The organism is Pseudonocardia sp., assembly GCF_050250275.1.
Lineage (GTDB): Bacteria > Actinomycetota > Actinomycetes > Mycobacteriales > Pseudonocardiaceae > Pseudonocardia.
The window spans coordinates 1-15986 of the sequence record NZ_JBFWOY010000022.1 but is presented as its reverse complement, the minus strand read 5'-3'; the positions used below and the strand labels follow the sequence as shown (position 1 = coordinate 15986).

17 protein-coding genes are annotated in these 15986 nt (G+C 74.0%); 4 read left to right on the top strand and 13 right to left on the bottom strand.

Features of this window, described 5'->3' with window-relative positions; all coding sequences use genetic code 11:
* Window positions 1–21: 21 nt before the first annotated feature.
* Genes AB7F12_RS19840 through AB7F12_RS19830 form a run of 3 tightly spaced genes read right to left on the bottom strand, consistent with a single transcriptional unit; the run spans window position 22 to window position 2836 of the window.
* Window positions 22–639, bottom strand: a complete 618-nt coding sequence (locus AB7F12_RS19840; RefSeq protein ID WP_428499985.1) for a LutC/YkgG family protein — start codon at window positions 637–639, stop codon at window positions 22–24.
* Window positions 636–2102 carry a LutB/LldF family L-lactate oxidation iron-sulfur protein gene (locus tag AB7F12_RS19835; protein WP_428516759.1) on the bottom strand — a complete coding sequence of 489 codons (1467 nt, stop codon included), beginning with the start codon at window positions 2100–2102 and terminating at the stop codon, window positions 636–638. Before AB7F12_RS19835 ends, AB7F12_RS19840 begins: the two co-directional genes overlap by 4 nt.
* Entirely contained in the window at window positions 2099–2836 is a 738-nt protein-coding gene (locus AB7F12_RS19830; protein ID WP_428499987.1) for a (Fe-S)-binding protein, read from the bottom strand. Before AB7F12_RS19830 ends, AB7F12_RS19835 begins: the two co-directional genes overlap by 4 nt.
* 64 nt (window positions 2837–2900) lie before the next feature.
* Here AB7F12_RS19830 and AB7F12_RS19825 point away from each other — a divergent pair, with 64 nt between their 5' ends.
* Window positions 2901–3605 (top strand): FadR/GntR family transcriptional regulator, encoded by a 705-nt coding sequence (locus tag AB7F12_RS19825; RefSeq protein WP_428499988.1) that lies wholly within the window; start codon window positions 2901–2903, stop codon window positions 3603–3605.
* 311 nt (window positions 3606–3916) lie between these two features.
* Here the strand turns inward: AB7F12_RS19825 and AB7F12_RS19820 are convergent, their stop codons facing one another.
* From AB7F12_RS19820 to AB7F12_RS19810, 3 genes are all read right to left on the bottom strand, one after another.
* On the bottom strand, window positions 3917–5194 hold the full coding sequence (locus AB7F12_RS19820; RefSeq protein ID WP_428499989.1) for an APC family permease: 1278 nt from the start codon (window positions 5192–5194) through the stop codon (window positions 3917–3919).
* Between the two features lie 374 nt (window positions 5195–5568).
* On the bottom strand, window positions 5569–6231 hold the full coding sequence (locus AB7F12_RS19815; protein ID WP_428499990.1) for a class I SAM-dependent methyltransferase: 663 nt from the start codon (window positions 6229–6231) through the stop codon (window positions 5569–5571).
* 63 nt (window positions 6232–6294) lie between these two features.
* Window positions 6295–7311 carry an alpha/beta fold hydrolase gene (locus AB7F12_RS19810; protein ID WP_428499991.1) on the bottom strand — a complete coding sequence of 339 codons (1017 nt, stop codon included), beginning with the start codon at window positions 7309–7311 and terminating at the stop codon, window positions 6295–6297.
* A 208-nt stretch (window positions 7312–7519) separates the two neighbouring features.
* Here AB7F12_RS19810 and AB7F12_RS19805 point away from each other — a divergent pair, with 208 nt between their 5' ends.
* On the top strand, window positions 7520–7918 hold the full coding sequence (locus AB7F12_RS19805; protein WP_428499992.1) for a nuclear transport factor 2 family protein: 399 nt from the start codon (window positions 7520–7522) through the stop codon (window positions 7916–7918).
* 63 nt (window positions 7919–7981) lie between these two features.
* Here AB7F12_RS19805 and AB7F12_RS19800 read toward each other — a convergent pair whose 3' ends face one another.
* The 3 genes from AB7F12_RS19800 to AB7F12_RS19790 all read right to left on the bottom strand — a co-directional run bounded on the left by AB7F12_RS19800 (window position 7982) and on the right by AB7F12_RS19790 (window position 10337).
* Entirely contained in the window at window positions 7982–8974 is a 993-nt protein-coding gene (locus AB7F12_RS19800; protein ID WP_428499993.1) for an LLM class flavin-dependent oxidoreductase, read from the bottom strand.
* Window positions 8975–9241: 267 nt separating this feature from the next.
* Window positions 9242–9436, bottom strand: coding sequence for a hypothetical protein (locus AB7F12_RS19795; RefSeq protein WP_428499994.1), 195 nt, complete (start codon window positions 9434–9436; stop codon window positions 9242–9244).
* Window positions 9437–9596: 160 nt separating this feature from the next.
* Window positions 9597–10337 carry a metallophosphoesterase gene (locus AB7F12_RS19790; RefSeq protein ID WP_428499995.1) on the bottom strand — a complete coding sequence of 247 codons (741 nt, stop codon included), beginning with the start codon at window positions 10335–10337 and terminating at the stop codon, window positions 9597–9599.
* Between the two features lie 38 nt (window positions 10338–10375).
* On the opposite strand from AB7F12_RS19790, the gene AB7F12_RS19785 reads away from it, so the two are divergent.
* On the top strand, window positions 10376–10726 hold the full coding sequence (locus tag AB7F12_RS19785) for an MmcQ/YjbR family DNA-binding protein (RefSeq protein ID WP_428499996.1): 351 nt from the start codon (window positions 10376–10378) through the stop codon (window positions 10724–10726).
* 295 nt (window positions 10727–11021) lie between these two features.
* Here the strand turns inward: AB7F12_RS19785 and AB7F12_RS19780 are convergent, their stop codons facing one another.
* From AB7F12_RS19780 to AB7F12_RS19765, 4 genes are all read right to left on the bottom strand, one after another.
* On the bottom strand, window positions 11022–11636 hold the full coding sequence (locus AB7F12_RS19780) for a GNAT family N-acetyltransferase (RefSeq protein ID WP_428499997.1): 615 nt from the start codon (window positions 11634–11636) through the stop codon (window positions 11022–11024).
* 74 nt (window positions 11637–11710) lie between these two features.
* Window positions 11711–12769 (bottom strand): helix-turn-helix domain-containing protein, encoded by a 1059-nt coding sequence (locus AB7F12_RS19775; RefSeq protein WP_428499998.1) that lies wholly within the window; start codon window positions 12767–12769, stop codon window positions 11711–11713.
* A gap of 39 nt (window positions 12770–12808) precedes the next feature.
* On the bottom strand, window positions 12809–13768 hold the full coding sequence (locus tag AB7F12_RS19770) for an alpha/beta hydrolase (RefSeq protein WP_428499999.1): 960 nt from the start codon (window positions 13766–13768) through the stop codon (window positions 12809–12811).
* Window positions 13769–13791: 23 nt separating this feature from the next.
* On the bottom strand, window positions 13792–14964 hold the full coding sequence (locus tag AB7F12_RS19765; RefSeq protein WP_428500000.1) for a serine hydrolase domain-containing protein: 1173 nt from the start codon (window positions 14962–14964) through the stop codon (window positions 13792–13794).
* A gap of 193 nt (window positions 14965–15157) precedes the next feature.
* Between AB7F12_RS19765 and AB7F12_RS19760 the strand changes: the two genes are divergently transcribed.
* The gene (locus AB7F12_RS19760) at window positions 15158–15652 is read left to right on the top strand and encodes an N-acetyltransferase family protein (protein WP_428500001.1); all 495 of its coding nucleotides are present in this window, start codon (window positions 15158–15160) and stop codon (window positions 15650–15652) included.
* Window positions 15653–15986: the final 334 nt, after the last annotated feature.

The window sequence follows — 15986 nt, the reverse complement described above, 5'->3', positions numbered from 1 at the left end:
TGTCGTGCCGACGCAGACCGGTCACGCGTCGCGCCTGTCGGTGAGCACGACGATCAGGGTCCGGGGGCCGTGGACGCCCTCGACGCGTTGCAGCTCGATGTCCGAGGTCGCGGACGGGCCGCTGATGAAGGTGATCGGGCGGGTCGGGGTGAGGGCGGCGAGCATCTCCGGGACCGAGCCGACGACCTGGTCGGCGTGGACGACGCACACGTGCACGTCGGGGACCAGGGTGATCGCGCGGCGGCCCTGGGCGGGGCCGGCGTCGAGGGCGATGGTGCCGGTCTCGGCGCACGCGACGGCGCAGCCGGTCACGACCGCGGAGAACCGGTCGAGGTCGTGCGGGCCGAGCCCGGCGTCGTCCCTCGTGCCGGCGAGACCCCACGGCGCGTCCGGTGGCAGGAGCACCGTCGCGTACGGCGCCAGGGCCTCGGCGAGTGCGGCCTCGACCTCGCCGGGGCGGACGCGCACCACGGTCGCCTTGTAGTCGACGAGCCGATCCGTCAGCAGGTCGAGCAGCTCCGGGCTGCCGGGGACGTGCGGGCTGCGGCGTTCGTAGCCGCGCGGGACCGGCGTCTCGTGGGCGTGCGCCGTCGCGTTGGCGGCGCGGATCCGGGCGAGGATCTGGTCGCGGGCGGTCATCCGCGCTCCCGGGCCCACCACTCGCGGAATGTCTCCGCGGGCGGTCTCGGTGCGTCGCGCCCGGCGGTCCAGGCCGAGAGCGGGGGCGGCAGCGTCGTCAACCGTCCCGATCGCCGTCCGAACGCCCGCCCGAGCCGTGACGCCTTCTCCGCCGCGGCGAACCGGGCGGGGTCGGCCATCGTCCAGGCAGCGGCTGCCATCGCGACGGCCTCGGCGCTCGGCACCCGCGACGCCTCCCGCCGGGCCTCGACGTGCTGGGCGCGCAGCCGCACGAGCAGCGACGGGATGTCGATCCGGACCGGGCAGGCCTCGAAGCACGCCCCGCACAGCGACGACGCGTACGGCAGCGACGCGTTGTCCTCCACGCCGGTGAGCTGCGGCGAGAGCACCGCGCCGATCGGGCCGGGGTAGACCGAGCCGTAGGCGTGCCCGCCGGTGCGTTCGTAGACGGGGCACACGTTGAGGCACGCGGAGCACTTGATGCAGTGCAGCGCGGCGCGGCCGACGTCGTCGGCGAGGGTGGCGGTGCGGCCGTTGTCGAGCAGGACGAGGTGGACCTCCTGCGGCCCGTCGCCAGGGGTGACGCCGGTCCACACCGAGGTGTAGGGGTTCATCCGCTCGCCGGTGGAGCTGCGCGGCAGCAGTTGCAGGAACACCTCCAGGTCGGCCCAGCTCGGCACGACCTTCTCGATGCCCATCACCGTGATCAGCGTGCGCGGCAGCGTGAGGCACATGCGGCCGTTGCCCTCGGACTCGACGACGACCAGCGACCCGGTGTCCGCGACGGCGAAGTTGGCGCCGGAGATCGCGACGTCGGCGCGCAGGAACCGTTCCCGCAGGTAGGCGCGCGCGGCCATCGCCAGCTTGCGGGGTTCGTCGGTGAGTGCGGGATCGACGCCGGGCATCTCGCGCAGGAAGATCTCGCGGATCTCGGCGCGGTTGCGGTGGATGGCCGGGACCAGGATGTGCGACGGGAGGTCGCCGCCGAGCTGGACGATCAGCTCGGCCAGGTCGGTCTCCTGCGCGGCGACGCCCGCGGCCTCCAGGGCCTCGTTGAGCCCGATCTCCTGCGTCGCCATCGACTTGACCTTGACGACCTCGCGGCTGCCCGTCGCCGCGACGAGCCGCGTGACGATCTCGTTGGCCTCGTTCGCGTCCCGGGCCCAGTGCACGACCCCGCCGCGGCGGGTCACCTCTGTCTCGAGGCGTTCGAGGTGTTCGTCGAGCCGGGCCATCGTGGCGGCCTTGACCGCCTCACCGGCGGCGCGCAGCTCCTCCCAGTCGCCACGCTCGGCCACCACCGCGGCGCGTTTCGCGCGGATCGTCGACGTCGCGTGCCCGAGGTTGCGCCGCAGCTGGGAGTCGGCGAGTGCGTCGCGGGCGGCGGTGGGGAAGTCCCTGTCACCGCGCAGGTGCCCGACCCCGCGCGGCGCCCGGACGACCGGCATCCCGAGGTCGGTCATCGGGAACGTTCCGAGCTCGCGAGAATCTCGGCCAGGTGCACCGCGCGGGTCCCGGTGCGCAGCCGCGACAGGCCGCCGCCGATGTGCATCAGGCACGAGCTGTCCCCGGCGCTGACGGCTTCCGCGCCGGTCGAGATCACCGCGGTCATCTTGTCGGCCAGCATCGCCGTCGACGTGTCCGCGTTCTTCACCGCGAACGTCCCGCCGAACCCGCAGCACTGGTCGGCACCCGGCAGCTCCAGCAGCGTCATGCCGCGCACGTTGCGCAGCAGCCGCAGCGGCCGGTCGCCGACGTGCAGCATCCGCAGCGAGTGACACGTCGGGTGGTAGGTGACCCGGTGCGGGTAGTAGGCGCCGACGTCCTCGACCCCCAGCACGTCGACCAGCAGCTCCGACAGCTCGTAGGTGCGGGCGGCGACGGCGTCGGCGCGGGTGGCCAGCGCCTCGTCACCGGCGGTGCGGGCGACGTCGGCGTGCTGGTGGCGCACCGACCCCACGCACGACCCCGACGGCGCCACGACCACGTCGAACGGCTCGAACGTCTCGACGTGGTGGCGCACCAGCCCGAGCGCCTCGCGGCGGTAGCCGGTGTTGACGTGCATCTGCCCGCAGCAGGTCTGCGCCGCGGGGAACGCGACCTGGTGACCGAGCCGCTCCAGCAGGGTCACGACGGCCTTGCCGACCTCGGGGAACAGCGCATCGGACAGACACGTGACGAACAGGGCGATCTTCATCGTGGGCGACCTCCGGGATCGATCGGCACCAGCGTAGCCGCTGTGGTCAGACCACACTCGTAGGATGCGTGCCGTGCGCACACACCAAGTCGTCCTCGCCCACATCGAGGACGACCTCGCCGCCGGCCGCATCCGCCTCGGCGACCGGCTGCCCGGGGAGCGGGTGCTGGCCGAGCAGCTGGGTGTGTCGCGCCCGTCGGTGCGTGAGGCGGTCAAGATCCTGGAGGCGCTCGGCGTCATCCGGACGGCTACCGGGTCGGGGCCCGAGGCCGGGGCGACCGTCGTCGCCGACCCGGCCGCCGGACTCGGCGCTGCGCTGCGCCTGCACCTCGCCACCGACCACGTTCCGGTGAAGGACATCGTCGACCTGCGCATGCTCGTCGAAGGGGCCGCGGTGCGCGGGGCCGCCGCACGGCCGACCGCCGACGGCGTGGACCGGGCCACGGCTCTGCTCGACGCGATGGACGCCCCCGGCATCGACGCGACGAGCTTCCTCGACCTCGACGCTGCGTTCCACGTGACGCTCGCCGCGATGTCGGGCAACGTCCTGCACGCCGCTGTGCTCGCCGGGATCCGCGGGGCGGTGCGCGCCTACATCGACGAGGGCGCCGCCCGCGCCGCCGACTGGCCCACGCTCGCCCACCGGCTCCGCGCAGAGCACCGCACCATCCTGCACGCAGTCCGTGACGGGCGCGCCGACGACGCCGAGGCCGTGGTCGTGGCACACATCGAGGGCTTTCACCGCGACACCGCGCCCGCGCACCGGTGAGAACGCAGCGACTCGGACGAACGGCGCAGCTGTGCGGGCCGCGAACCCGGCTGCCCCAGGTCGACGGCGTCGAGGCCCGGGCGGTGGGCGTCGACCAGCCGGCCCGCGGGCTGCAGGGTCGCCCCTGACGACCTGCGCACGTCGACGCGGCCGCTGCTCACACCGCCTGCCCAGGACCGGGTGGCGTCGTGAACCCTGCCGTCGTGGACGAGCGCGGTGATGCGGTCGGGGCTGCGGCGCGGCCGTGCGGTGGGAGAGCGCGGCGGCCGCTCGTTCCGGATGCGCACGGGCGTCGGGACCGACGAAGTCGGTCAGCTCGGGCCGCGGTGCGCCGGAGGTGGGAGGGGCCTCCCGTGCTGCGCGACGAGCCGGTACCCGATACCGACGACGAAGACCGCGGCGCCGACCGTGATCGACTGCCACGGCAACGTCACGACGAGGACGACGCACCCGACCGCGCCGGCGGCCTGCAGCCACCGCGGGTACCGGCGGTGCTCGCCGGTCTGGGTGCGGGCGGCGGCGTTGGCGATCAGGTAGTAGACCAGCACGCCGAAGGACGAGAAGCCGATGACCTCGCGCAGGTCGACGGTGAGCACGAGGGCGACCACGACGACGGCGACGGTGATCTCGGCGCGGTGCGGCACCTGGAAGCGGGGTGAGACGGCGGCGAGCGGGCGGGGGAGGTCGCCCTCGCGGGCCATCGCCAGCGAGGTCCGGCCCAGGCCCGCGACGAGGGCGAGCAGCGCGCCGAGGGCACCGGCGGCGCCGCCGACGGCGACGACCGGCACGGCCCAGCCCCACCCTGCGGCGCGTGCGACGTCGGCGAGCGGTGCGGTGGACGATGCGAGGGCGCCCGACCCGAGCGCGAGCAGCACGACGACGGCGAGCGCGGCGTAGAGGGCCACGACCAGGCCGAGCGCGACGGTCACAGCACGCGGGATGCTGCGTCGCGGGTCGCGGACCTCCTCGCCGAGCGTCGCGATGCGGGCGTAGCCGGCGAACGCGAAGAACAGGAGGCCGGCCGACTGGAGGACGCCGTAGACGCTCCCGCCCACCGCGGGCGTCGACACCGGGGGCATGCCGGTCGCGGCGACGACCCCGGCCGCCACGACGACCGCCAGCACCGTCAGCACGACGACCACGAGGACGCGGGTGAGCTGCGCGGTCCGGGTGATGCCGCGCAGGTTGACCAGCGCGAGGAGCACGACGGCCGCGGCCGCCGCCGGGCGTTGCCAGGTGGGCGGCACCGCGTAGGCGGCGAAGGTCAGCGCCATCGCCGCGCAGCTCGCCGTCTTGCCGACGACGAACCCCCAGCCCGCCAGGAACCCCCACCAGGGGCCGAGGCGTTCGCGGCCGTAGGCGTAGGTGCCGCCGGAGGTCGGGTACTGCGCCGCGAGCTGTGCGGAGGCGGTGGCGTTGCAGTACGCGACCACCGCGGCCAGCGCGAGCCCGACCAGCAGCCACCGCCCGGCGACGGCCGCGGCGGGTGCGAACACCGCGAAGACGCCGGCGCCGATCATCGAGCCGAGGCCGATGACGACGGCGTCGGTGGTGCCGAGCTGGCGGGCCAGGTGGGGCTGCGACGTCACGATCCCCGATTGTGGCGGATGGTGCCGCGGGCGGCGTGGGCGACGGTGGGCCAGGTCCCGGCGTCGATCCGGGCGGCGTAGTTGGCGTGGCCGGGGGAGCCGGGGGCCAGGCGCGCAGGAAGTCGGCGTGCCAGCGGTCGTGGTCGTAGCGGACGGGCAGGGCGTCGAACCGCAGGCCGTCGATGACGGTGCCGTAGCGGCTGTCGTCGGGTGGGCGGGGGTCGGCGGACAGCCGTGTCAGCACCCCGCAGCGTTCGCCCGAGAAGCAGGGGAGGCCGGCGCACCCGTTGTTGGCCACCAGGTGCCGACCGTCGTGGTGCGGCGCCCTCGGCTGCACCGTCTGCACCGGACGCGGTGAGGTCCCGCCGCGTTGATCAGGCGTACGCCGTGCCCGCGATCTGAGTGTTGAACGGGACGAACGGGCTGTGCAGCCGGTACGGCTCGATGTCGACGCGGGCGAAGCCGGCGGCACGCAGCGGGACGGCGAGGTCGCGCTCGCACGAGCAGCCCTCGAACGTCCACGCCCAGGGGCGCCGCAGCGCCCGCTGCAGGGCCCGGGTGGGCGTGCCGGCGGGGGCGGCGACGTGCTCGACGAACCGGTACGTGCCGCCGGGGCGCAGGATGCGGCGGACCTCGGCGAGCACCGCGGCGGGGTCGGCGACGGTGCACAGGACGAGCGAGGAGATCACGCAGCCGACGCTGCGGTCGGGCAGGCCGGTGTGCTCGGCGACGGTCTCGCGCAGGTCGAGGTCGACGCCGTGGTCTGCGGCGGCGGCGGCGCGCAGCCGGCGGTGCATGGGCGCGTTGGGTTCGACGGCGACGAGTGTCGAGCCGGGCGCCAGGTGCCGCATGTTGGCGCCGACGCCGGAGCCCAGCTCGACGACGGTCCGCGGCAGGTCGGCGAAGAGGCGTTGCTTGTGGGCGCGGACGTTCCACTCGATGTAGGGACCCATGACGGCGAAGAACGCGGCGTTGAACGCGCCGCGCCCAGGGTGGACCTCGAACGTGGTGCCGGGACGGGACGACAGGCTGGTCACGACCGCCACTCTGCGCCGGGACCGGGGCCGGGTCAGGCGTGGAACCACCCCACCTTCGCGCGCTCAGCCGAGGTCGCGACGGGCGCTGTACCAGGCAGCGATCTGTGCGCGGGAGCGGAACCCGAGGCGCAGCAGGATGCGTTCGACGTGCCCTTCGGCGGAGCGTTCGTCGATCCCCAGCCGTTCCGCGATCTCGCGGTTTGTGCAGCCCTGGGCGATGAGCGCGGCGACCTCGCGCTGTCGTGGTGTCAGCCCGTCGGCGCGGCGCCGGGCCAGGGGCAGACCGAGGAACCGGCGCACGGTGCGGACGAGCGCGTCGCGGTCACCGGCATAGGGCAGGTGTGATCGGCCGGGGAGCACGACGAGCTCGGCGTCGTCGATCCCCGCGGCGAGCACCTCGGCCTGGGCGAGCGGTGCGGCGCGGTCGTCGCGGCGGTGCACCACCAGCGTCGGCACGCGGACCCGGCCGAGGAGGCCGGTGACGTCGAGGTCGTAGCTCAGTGCCAGCAACGCCCTCGCGGTCGCCGCCGTGGAACAGGCCCGTTGGTAGCGGGCGGCGCCGGCGCGGGTGGGGCCGTCGGCGTCGGGGGCGAAGATGTCGGTCATCAGGTCGGAGCCCAGGCCCCAATGCGACTCGACCAGCCCGAGGACGTGGTCGCACACGGCGGGCGGGGACACCTCGGCGCCGCGGGCCCAGCCGCCGTAGAGCACCAGGCGCCGGACGCTGTCGGGGTGGGCGGCGGCCCACGCCGCGGCGACCGGGGCACCCATCGAGATGCCCATCAGGTCGAACCGCGCGTCGAGGCCCGCGGTGACCGCGTCGAGGTGGGTGAGCTCGAACTCCAGCGACGGCGGCCGGTCGGTCGCGGGGGAGAGGCCGCACCCGGCGCGGTCGTAGCGCACCAGCCGGCAGCCGTGGGCGAGCGCCTCGTAGAGCGCCCGCTCGGCCGGTAGCGCCCAGCCCAGCTCCAGGTGCGTGAGCCAGCCCGACACGTACACCAGCGGCCGGCCGCTGCCGACGGACGCACACGCCACGACGGTGCCGTCGGCCAGCTCCACGCGCCCGAGCCGCTGCTCCACACCCGCGATTCTCCCGCTCCGCGGGACGGACCTGTCGAGCGCGGGCGCACGGCTCCGGCCCGGGGACGGCCGCCGGGCAGGGGTGAACCGGAGGGGGACGGTGCGGCTCCACCTGTTCGTCCCGTTCGGGGCAGGTGGCCCCGGTGGGGCGCAGCGATCGCGAGTACAACGGCCGCCCCGGTCCGCCCACCGAGCAGAGGGAGCCACGATGTCTGAACAGGACGCGGACGTCGTCCGCAGTGCCTACAAGGCGTTCAACGAGCAGGACATCCCGGCGCTGATGGCCGCCTTCGACCCGGAGATCCGGTGGCACCAGACGGGGCGGAGCGTCCTGGCGGGCGACTACGACGGTGTCGAGGCGGTGCTGCAGTTCTTCGGCAGGGTGGGCGAGACGAGCGACGGCACCTTCCGCGCCGACCTGCAGGACGTCGCGAGTGGGGACGGCGAGACGATCGCGCACCACGTCGGGCGGGCGGAGGCCCGGGGCCGGACCCTGGAGGACCACAACGTGCTGGTCGTCCGGATGGCCGGAGGTCGCATGGCCGAGGTGTGGGAGCACCACCGCGACCCGTACGAGGTCGACGAGTTCTCGGGCCTGCGCGGCTGACCCTCGGGACGTGGGAACGGGGCCCCGGCACCGCGCCGGGACCCCGTCGTCGGGCCGACGAACTCAGCCCGCGTCGACCTTCGGGAGGATCTCCTCCTTGAGGCGTTTCATGTCGTCGAGCGTCTTCGCGACGGGCACGTCGGCGAACGGCGGCCAGATCAGCGGCATGGTCAGCCCGGCCTCCTTGTAGGCCTTGAGCCGGTCGGTGATCTGACCCGCGGTGCCCACCATCAGGTTGGTGACGCGGCCCTGGTCGGACTGGTCGACCTCCTCGTCGGTGATGACGGTCCACAGCATCGTGCAGATCTCGAGGTCGGCGACCGACCGCTGGGTGTCGAGCTCGTCGAGCTCACGCTGGATGGCGGTGAGCCAGTTCTTGATGTCCGCGGGCGAGTCCTGGATACCGATCCAGCCCGACAGGTTGTACTTCGCGATGCGCGCCGCCGACCGCTTCGGGTCCTTCAGACCGGAGAAGAAGATCGGCGGGTACGGCTTCTGGACGGGCTTGGCGCCGAAGCCGCAGGGCTCGAAGTCGGCGAACTCGCCGTGGTACTCGAAGATGTCGTTGGTCCAGACACCCTGCATGACCTCGATCGTCTCGCGGACGTGCTTGTGCCGCTTGGGGAAGATGTGCGCGGCGCTCGCGGCGGCGAACTCCTCGGGCATCCAGCCGGACCCGACACCGACGTTGAGGCGCCCGCCCGAGAGGTGGTCGATCGTCGCCAGCTCGGCGGCGAGGACGCCGGGCGCGCGGAACGGGGTGTCGATGATGCTCATGCCGATCCGGACCTTCTTGGTCTTCGCGGCGAGCCAGGGGATTAGCGGGAAGCCCTGGAGGAAGGTGCCGCGGGCGGCGACCGGCAGCTGGTTGGGCAGCCCCTCCATCATGCCGAAGGGGTAGGTGAGCTCCCCGCGGTCGGACGACTCCGGGACGACGATGCGGTCGAGCGTCCACACGGAGTCGTAGTCGAGTTCCTCGGCCAGCTCGGTGAGGTCCTCCAGCTCCTTGACGGTCACCTCGGTGCGGAAGTTCGGCAGGTACAGAGCGAGCTTCATGAAAGTACGGCCTCCTTGCCGGGCACAACGGATCGCTACTGCCAACGCCGAGGTCGAGGGGCACGCTGCCGCGCCTGGTGACCTGGGCCACAGGCGTCGAGTCTAGCGCCGAACGAGGGCACCGGTGGTGGGCGGGCCGTCGCGGACAGAGATCGTCGTTCGGTCGACGACCAGCACTCTGACCTGGGCTGACGCCCCGGGAACGCCGCCGGGTGGAGCGTCGCGACCTGCCCTAAACGCTAGGCGACGTCGGCGCGCGGGTGATCGTCAGCGCCGGTCGCGCACCGCGCAGTACTGCCAACGGCCGTGCACGAGGGGGCGGCCCTCGACCAGCCGGTAGACCGCGCGCCACCGGTCGTCGGCGTCGGTGATGTACAGGCTGGGCAGGGGCCGGGTCAGGTGGGGATATATGTGGTCGAGGCCGTCCGCGGGACCGTTGACGAAATGCACGGACAGCGCCATGGCGTCAGCCTGCAACACGCGCCGGGGCCGCCGCCAGTACCTGTGTGATTCTGAGATCGGCCACCTGTCGGCAACCTCCGGTACAGGTGGACGCCATCTCCGCGCGGTTGGTCGCACCGGGCGACGGCCGGCGCCGACGTGCCCCGCGGCCGCGGGGTTCTCACCCGCCGGGCAGGACGCGGTAGTGCGTCGACAGCCGGGCCCCGTCGACGACGTGGAACGCCAGCCCCGGCGGCAGGTCCCGGTCGAGCAGCGGCCCGCCCTCCCACGGCAGCCGCAGACCCGAGGTGATCCCCGGCGCCACCAGCAGCGGACGACCCGCGACCAGGGTCGTCGACGCCGTGTGGGCGTGCCCGCACAGCAGACCCAGGACCTGCGGGTTCGCCGCGACGATCGCCTCGAGGCGGGCGGTGTCGCGCTGGCGGATCGCGTCGAGCGGCGGGCTGCCGAGTGCCGCCGACGGGTGATGGAACGCCACCAGCGTCGGCCGCCGGGGCTCGTCGGCGAGGACCGCGGCGAGCCAGTCGCACGTCGTGTCGGCGAGCCGGCCCTCGCCGTGGCCGGGGATCGTCGAGTCGCAGGTGACGACGCGGACCCCGGCCACGTCGTGCACCGCGTCGATCGGCGCGTCACCGCCCGCCTCGCCCAGCAGCACCCGGCGGAACGGGTCGCGCACGTCGTGGTTGCCGGGCAGCACCAGCAGGGGGCCGCGACCGCCCACGAGGTCGCGGAACTCGCGGTACTCGTCGTCGGTGCCGTGGTCGGTGAGGTCGCCGGTGACCAGCAGCGCGTCGACCGGTCCGGGCAGTCCGTCCAGGTAGGACAGCACGCGCGCGGCGCGGACGTGGGCGCGCGTCCCGCCGTCGAGGTGCAGGTCGCTCAGGTGTGCGAGGACGGCCATCGCCCCAGTGCAGCACAAGCACCGGGAATACTGGGTGGATGAGCGACGAGAACGACGTCCGCCGACTGGCGCTCTCGCTCGAGGGTGTCGTCGAGAACCCGAGCGACGGGTTCGACTTCCGCGTCGACGGCAAAGGCTTCGTCTGGTCCTATCCGGAACGCGAGCCCGGTAAGGGCCGCGTGATCCGCACCGACATCGCGGTGCTCTACGTCGGCGACGAGGCGGAGAAGCAGGCGCTGCTGCTCGGCGAACCCGAACTGTTCTTCACCACGCCGGGCTACGACGGGTTCCCGCTGGTGATGGTGCGTCTCGACGCCGTCGACGAGGCCCGGCTCGCCGAGCTCGTCGTCGACGCCTGGGACATGCGCCGCGATCCCGTCCCGCGCTGAGCCGGCCCCCGGTGGGGAAGTCGGGTTTGCCCCTGCTGGTCCGGGGGTGCAAGTACGACGACTGCGACAGCGGCAAGTACGGCAAGTGCGACGACTGGTCCTACAGCAGCTGAGCGGGGGTGGTGACCGGCATCCGTGGGGGGTGGCGGTCACCGGGTGATGGTGTGAGACGCGATGCGCGTTCGGGCGTGGGCCGCCCGGGCGCGCATCGTCGCGTGTAGGGGCCGGCCGCCGCCCACGCGCCGGGATCGCCGTGGGCGCGGTCGTCGCGGGCGCACGCGCGTGCCGGTTGCGGTCACCGACCCCGCGCAGGCGACGCCACGGCGGCGGGTGCCGCCGGAGGCGTTGCGCGCCATACGGTGGGCGCCGCGTCCGACGGCAGCCGCGAGTACATGACCATGTCGCGACGCTCGGCGCCGATCGTCTCCCACGCCCGCAGCAGGCCCTCCCAGCGGAACCCGGCGCTCGCGGCGACCCGCTGCGAGGCGACGTTGTGCGGCTCCACGTACAGCTCCAGCCGCGCGAGGCCCGCGACCTCGAAGGCCCACGGGCACAGGGTCCGCAGCGCCCGGCCGGCGAGGCCTCGGCCGCGGTGGCGGGCCGGTACCCAGTAGCCGAGGCGCGCCCGCCCCTCCCCGACCCCGCTGAACCACAGCCCGATCTGGCCGAGGGCCTCGTCGGTCACCGGGTCGGCGATCGCGAAGGGCAGTCCGACCCGGTCGGTGACGCGCGCGTGCTGCAGCCGGATCCACGTGCGCGCCCGGTACTCGTCGGCGCACGGCGGCACCGTGGTGACACGGGTGATCGCCGCATCGTCCGACGCCGCCAGGACCAGGGGCGCGTCGTCGTCGCGGAACGCACGCAGGACGCAGCCGCCGGCGTCGAGCCGAGGCACGTCCCGGAGATCCACAACCGGACATTCTAGGAGTAATCAGGCGCCCTGGCGACGGTCGATCGGCCCACGATCGCGGCGGCCGGCGGGGATCAGCGCCCTCCCGGGGTCCGGCCGGGTGCGGGCAGGTCGAGCACCCGCGACGTGCGCAACCGCCACCCCAGGTACGCGATGCCCAGGCGGGTGCGGCCGATCCCGTCGTCGAACGGGTCGAAGCCCAAGATGTCGCCGACACCGTCGAGACGCTGCTGCAGCGTGCTGTGGTGGACCCCGGCCAGCCGCGCGGCCTGCCGCACCGACCCCGCGCGGACCAGCGCGTCGACCGTCGACGGTCCCCACGGATGCGCCATGACCTCGGCGAGGGCGTCGACGTCGGGCTGGTCGGCGTCGGGCGGGAGGTCGGCGAGCAGCCCGATCAGGCCCCCGTAGCGGTCGGCGTCGACCGAAGGCGTCCCCGGTGGGGCGCAGAGGCGCAGTGCGACCACCGCCGTCGCGAACGAGCGGTGCAGGTGCTCGACGGTCGTGGCGACGCCCACCCCGATCGGGCCGGCCGCGATCGGCGGATGATCGTGCGGCACGACCAGCGCGTGGATCGGCCCGTACGGCGTGGGCACGACGTCCTCCGCCGCCGTCGGGTGCTCGTCCCACACCGCGAACAGCGGCGCGGCGACGACCCGGTGCCGGGTGCCCGGGACCAGGCCGAGGCGGGCCGCGGCGGTGCGCCGGTCCTCCACCGGCACGGCCCGGTCGAGGACGAGCCCCAGCGCGCGGCGGCCGTCGAGGTCGCGGTGGCCCCGGCCGTGCCGGATGCGCATCGACAGCGCCAGGCGTTCGAGGATGATCGCGTCGTTGGCGTGCGCCGGCCCGGACCGCTCGATCCAGACGGTCAGCCCGTCGGCCGTGGCCGACGACGGCTGCGGCGGCACCACCACCGGCCCGTCGACGAGCTCTCCGCGCGGTGTCACACGCATCGTCCGCGCCGGCAGGTCCTGGCAGTAACCGGCGTTGCAACCCGCCAGCGACGCGGCCGCGCTGAGCAGCGCGCGGGAGTTCACGTTGCCGACGACCAGCTCGTCGAAGCAGGCGATCACGCGCAGCCCGAGGCTCGCCCCCGGGTCGAGGGCCGAGAGCCTGCCGAGCAGCTCCTGCACACGGTCATCCTAGTGGTCCGGGTCACGTTCTCCGGCGTGTCAGTCGGCGAGGACCTTCTCCACCCAGGCGTCGCGGGTCCGGACCATCCCACGCGCCGGTCCCGTGTGCGGGGCGAAGATGTCGAACGCGTGGAACCCGCCCGACCACACGTGCAGCTCGGCATCGCCCCCCGCCGCCCAGATGCGGCTCGCGTACGCGATCGCCTCGTCGCGGAAGATCTCGGCGGCGCCGACGTCGACGAACGCCGGCGGCAGCCCCGACAGGTCCGCGGCCCGCGCCGGCGCCGCGTAGGGGGAGACGCCCGGGCCGCCGCGGGCCTCGCCCAGCAGCGCCGACCAGCCGGTCTCGTTGCTGACCCGGTCCCAGACGCCGACGCCGTCGAACTGGGCCGTCGACGCCGTGACGCCGCGGTCGTCGAGCATCGGGTAGTCGAGCACCTGCCCGCACAGCGCCGGGCCGCCACGGTCGCGCGCCGCGAGCGCCATCCCCGCCGCGAGCCCGCCGCCGGAGCTGGCCCCGGCGACGAGCAGCCGGTCGCGGCGCACCCCGAGCCGCTGCGCGTTCGCCGCGACCCATTCCAGCGCGGCGTAGCAGTCCTCCCGCGGGTACGGGTCGGCGAACTCGGGTGCCAGCCGGTACTCGACCGTCACCAGGACCGCACCCAGCGACTCCACCCAGCCGAGCACGAGATCGACCCCGCTGAACCGGTCGCCGAACATCAGCCCGCCCGAGTGCACGAACAGCACGCAGGGGCGCGCGTCGCCCGCCCCGGCCGGGCGCAGCACCGACACCTCGACCGCGTCGCCGCCGTGCCCGGCGATGGTGCTGTCCGAACGCTCGATCGCCTTGGCGCGCAGCGTCTCCTCGATCGGCGGGGACGCATACGACCGGCGCATGAAGCCGATCAGGTCGGGCGTGATCGTCGGCGGGAAGACCCCGCCGACGACGGCCAGCCCGGCCTTGAGCTCCGGGTCGAACCCCGGCCGGGCGACCGACATCCGCGAACCTCTCCCGGGCCTGCTCAGAGGGCGGCGTAGAGCGCGTGTTCGAAGTCGACGTAGAGCTTCCACGCCTCCTGTTCGGGGATGAACGGCAGCGAGTTCGTGTAGATCGACGCGCAGATGCCCGTCGCCCGGTCGACGAAGAAGTGGGTGTTGAACAGCCCCGCCCACGCACCCGTCCCCGCGCGCCGGCCGCCCGGCAGGTCGGCGGTGTTGAGCAGCAGCCCGTAGCCCCACTTCCAGCCCGGCCCGACGCGCAGGGTGTCGGTGATCGGCGGGTCGGCCGTCGGGATCTCGGCGGGGAAGTCGAGGTCGCCGATCTGGTTGGTGAACGCGGCGTCGACCGTGTCCTCGCGCAGGATGCGCTCGCCGTCGAGCTCGCCCCCGCGCAGCAGCGCGCGCTCGAAGCGGATGTAGTCCCGGGGCGTGGAGTAGAGGCCGTGGCCGCCCGCCCAGTAGTCGGGCTCCTGGTTGAGGATCTCCCCGGCGGAGGTCCAGTTGCCGTTCTCGTCCTTCACGTGGATCGCGACGCAGTTGCCGTAGCGCTGCGGATCCAGCCGGAACATGGTGTCGCCCATGCCCAGCGGGCCGGTGATGCCGTCCTTGACGACGACGTCGAGGGTCTGCCCGGCGGCCGCCTCGACGACCCTGCCCAGCCAGTCGGTGTTGATGCCGTACTCGAACCTGCTCCCCGGCTCGGACACCAGCGGGGCCTTGAACGCCTCGGCCGACCCCGGCACGACGTTCGGGATGCCGGTGACCTGCTCGAAGCGCACCATGTCGGCGTTCCAGAACCAGTAGCTCAGTCCCGAGGTGTGTGTGATCAGGTGGCGGACCGTCGCCCGGGTCGCCGGTCGGCGCAGCTTCGGGGTGTCGCCGTCGAACCCGACGAGCAGCTGCACCTCGGCGAACTCCGGGCAGTACTCCTCGACGGGGGCGTCGAGGTCGAGCGCGCCACGCTCCATCTGCTGCAGCGCCGCCGCCGTCGCGACCATCTTCGTCATCGACATGATCCGGAACTGCGTCGAGGTGTCGACGGGGGCCTCGTCGGCCCCGACGCTGCGTACCCCGGCGCCGCCCTCGTAGAAGACGCCGTCGCGGTCGGCCGCGATCGCCGCCACGTGCGGGACGTGCCCGGCCTCCACCGCCCCGCTCAGTACCCGGTCGATCCCACTGCCGTCGATGGTGCGCATCCTGACCTCCGTCGGTCGTGACTTCGTCGTCGGTGCCATCGTCGCGGACCGCGGGCCCGTGCGGTACCGACGATCACGCGCGGCATCCGGTTCCGGACCCGCCAGGTGGCGGGCGCCCGGCCCCGGGCGCGCACCGTTGACCGCTCGACGACGACGGTGCCGCCGCAGGCCGCCCACCGGGAAGGATGCGCGCATGCAGATCCAGGTGCGGACCGCCCGCGCGGACGACGAGGTCGCGCTCGCCCGCATCGACCGGCTCACCTGGGGGCCGGAGGTGACCCCGGCGCCGCCACCCGCGCCCGGCACCCCGTTCTTCGACGGCCGCGTCGCCCCCGGCGCGGTCATCGTCGCGGAGGCCGACGGCGTCGTCGCCGGGTACGTCGCGGTCGGCAACTCGCTGCGCGTGCCCGCACACCGTCACGTCCGCGAGATCCGCGGCCTCGCAGTCGATCCCGACTACGCGGGCCACGGGATCGGTCGCGCCCTCGTGACGGCCGCGGTCGAGCGCGAGGCCCGCGCCGGCACGGTCAAGGTCACGCTGCGGGTGCTGGGGCCCAACACCGCCGCCCGCCGGGTCTACGAGGCCTGCGGGTTCGAGGTCGAGGGTGTGCTGCGCGGGGAGTTCCGCGTCGACGGCCACCTCGTCGACGACGTCCTGATGGCGACCTTCCCCCAACCCCGGCGGTGATCCCGCACGCCGCCGCCGGTCTCCTGCGCACGTCCCGCGCGGGTGCGCCCGCGGCGATGCCGATGTGATGGTCGTCACGTCCGCGTGAGGACTCGGGACCCTGCCGGTCGAACATGTCGTTGGGTCCGAGACGCCCTGCCGACGGTGGGCGCGGGGCGCTCGACGCCGGCTGGTCGCGCCCGATCGGGGGGTGGGCGCGGCCGGCCGGGACGCTCCTATGGTTCGTCAAGTCGCTTGTGGGTGTTCGAGCTGTCGGTAGAGCTGGCGGGTGATGTAGCGCTTGAGGCAGCGGCGGATCTCGGGGTCGGTCTTGCCCTGGGCGCGGCGTCGTTCG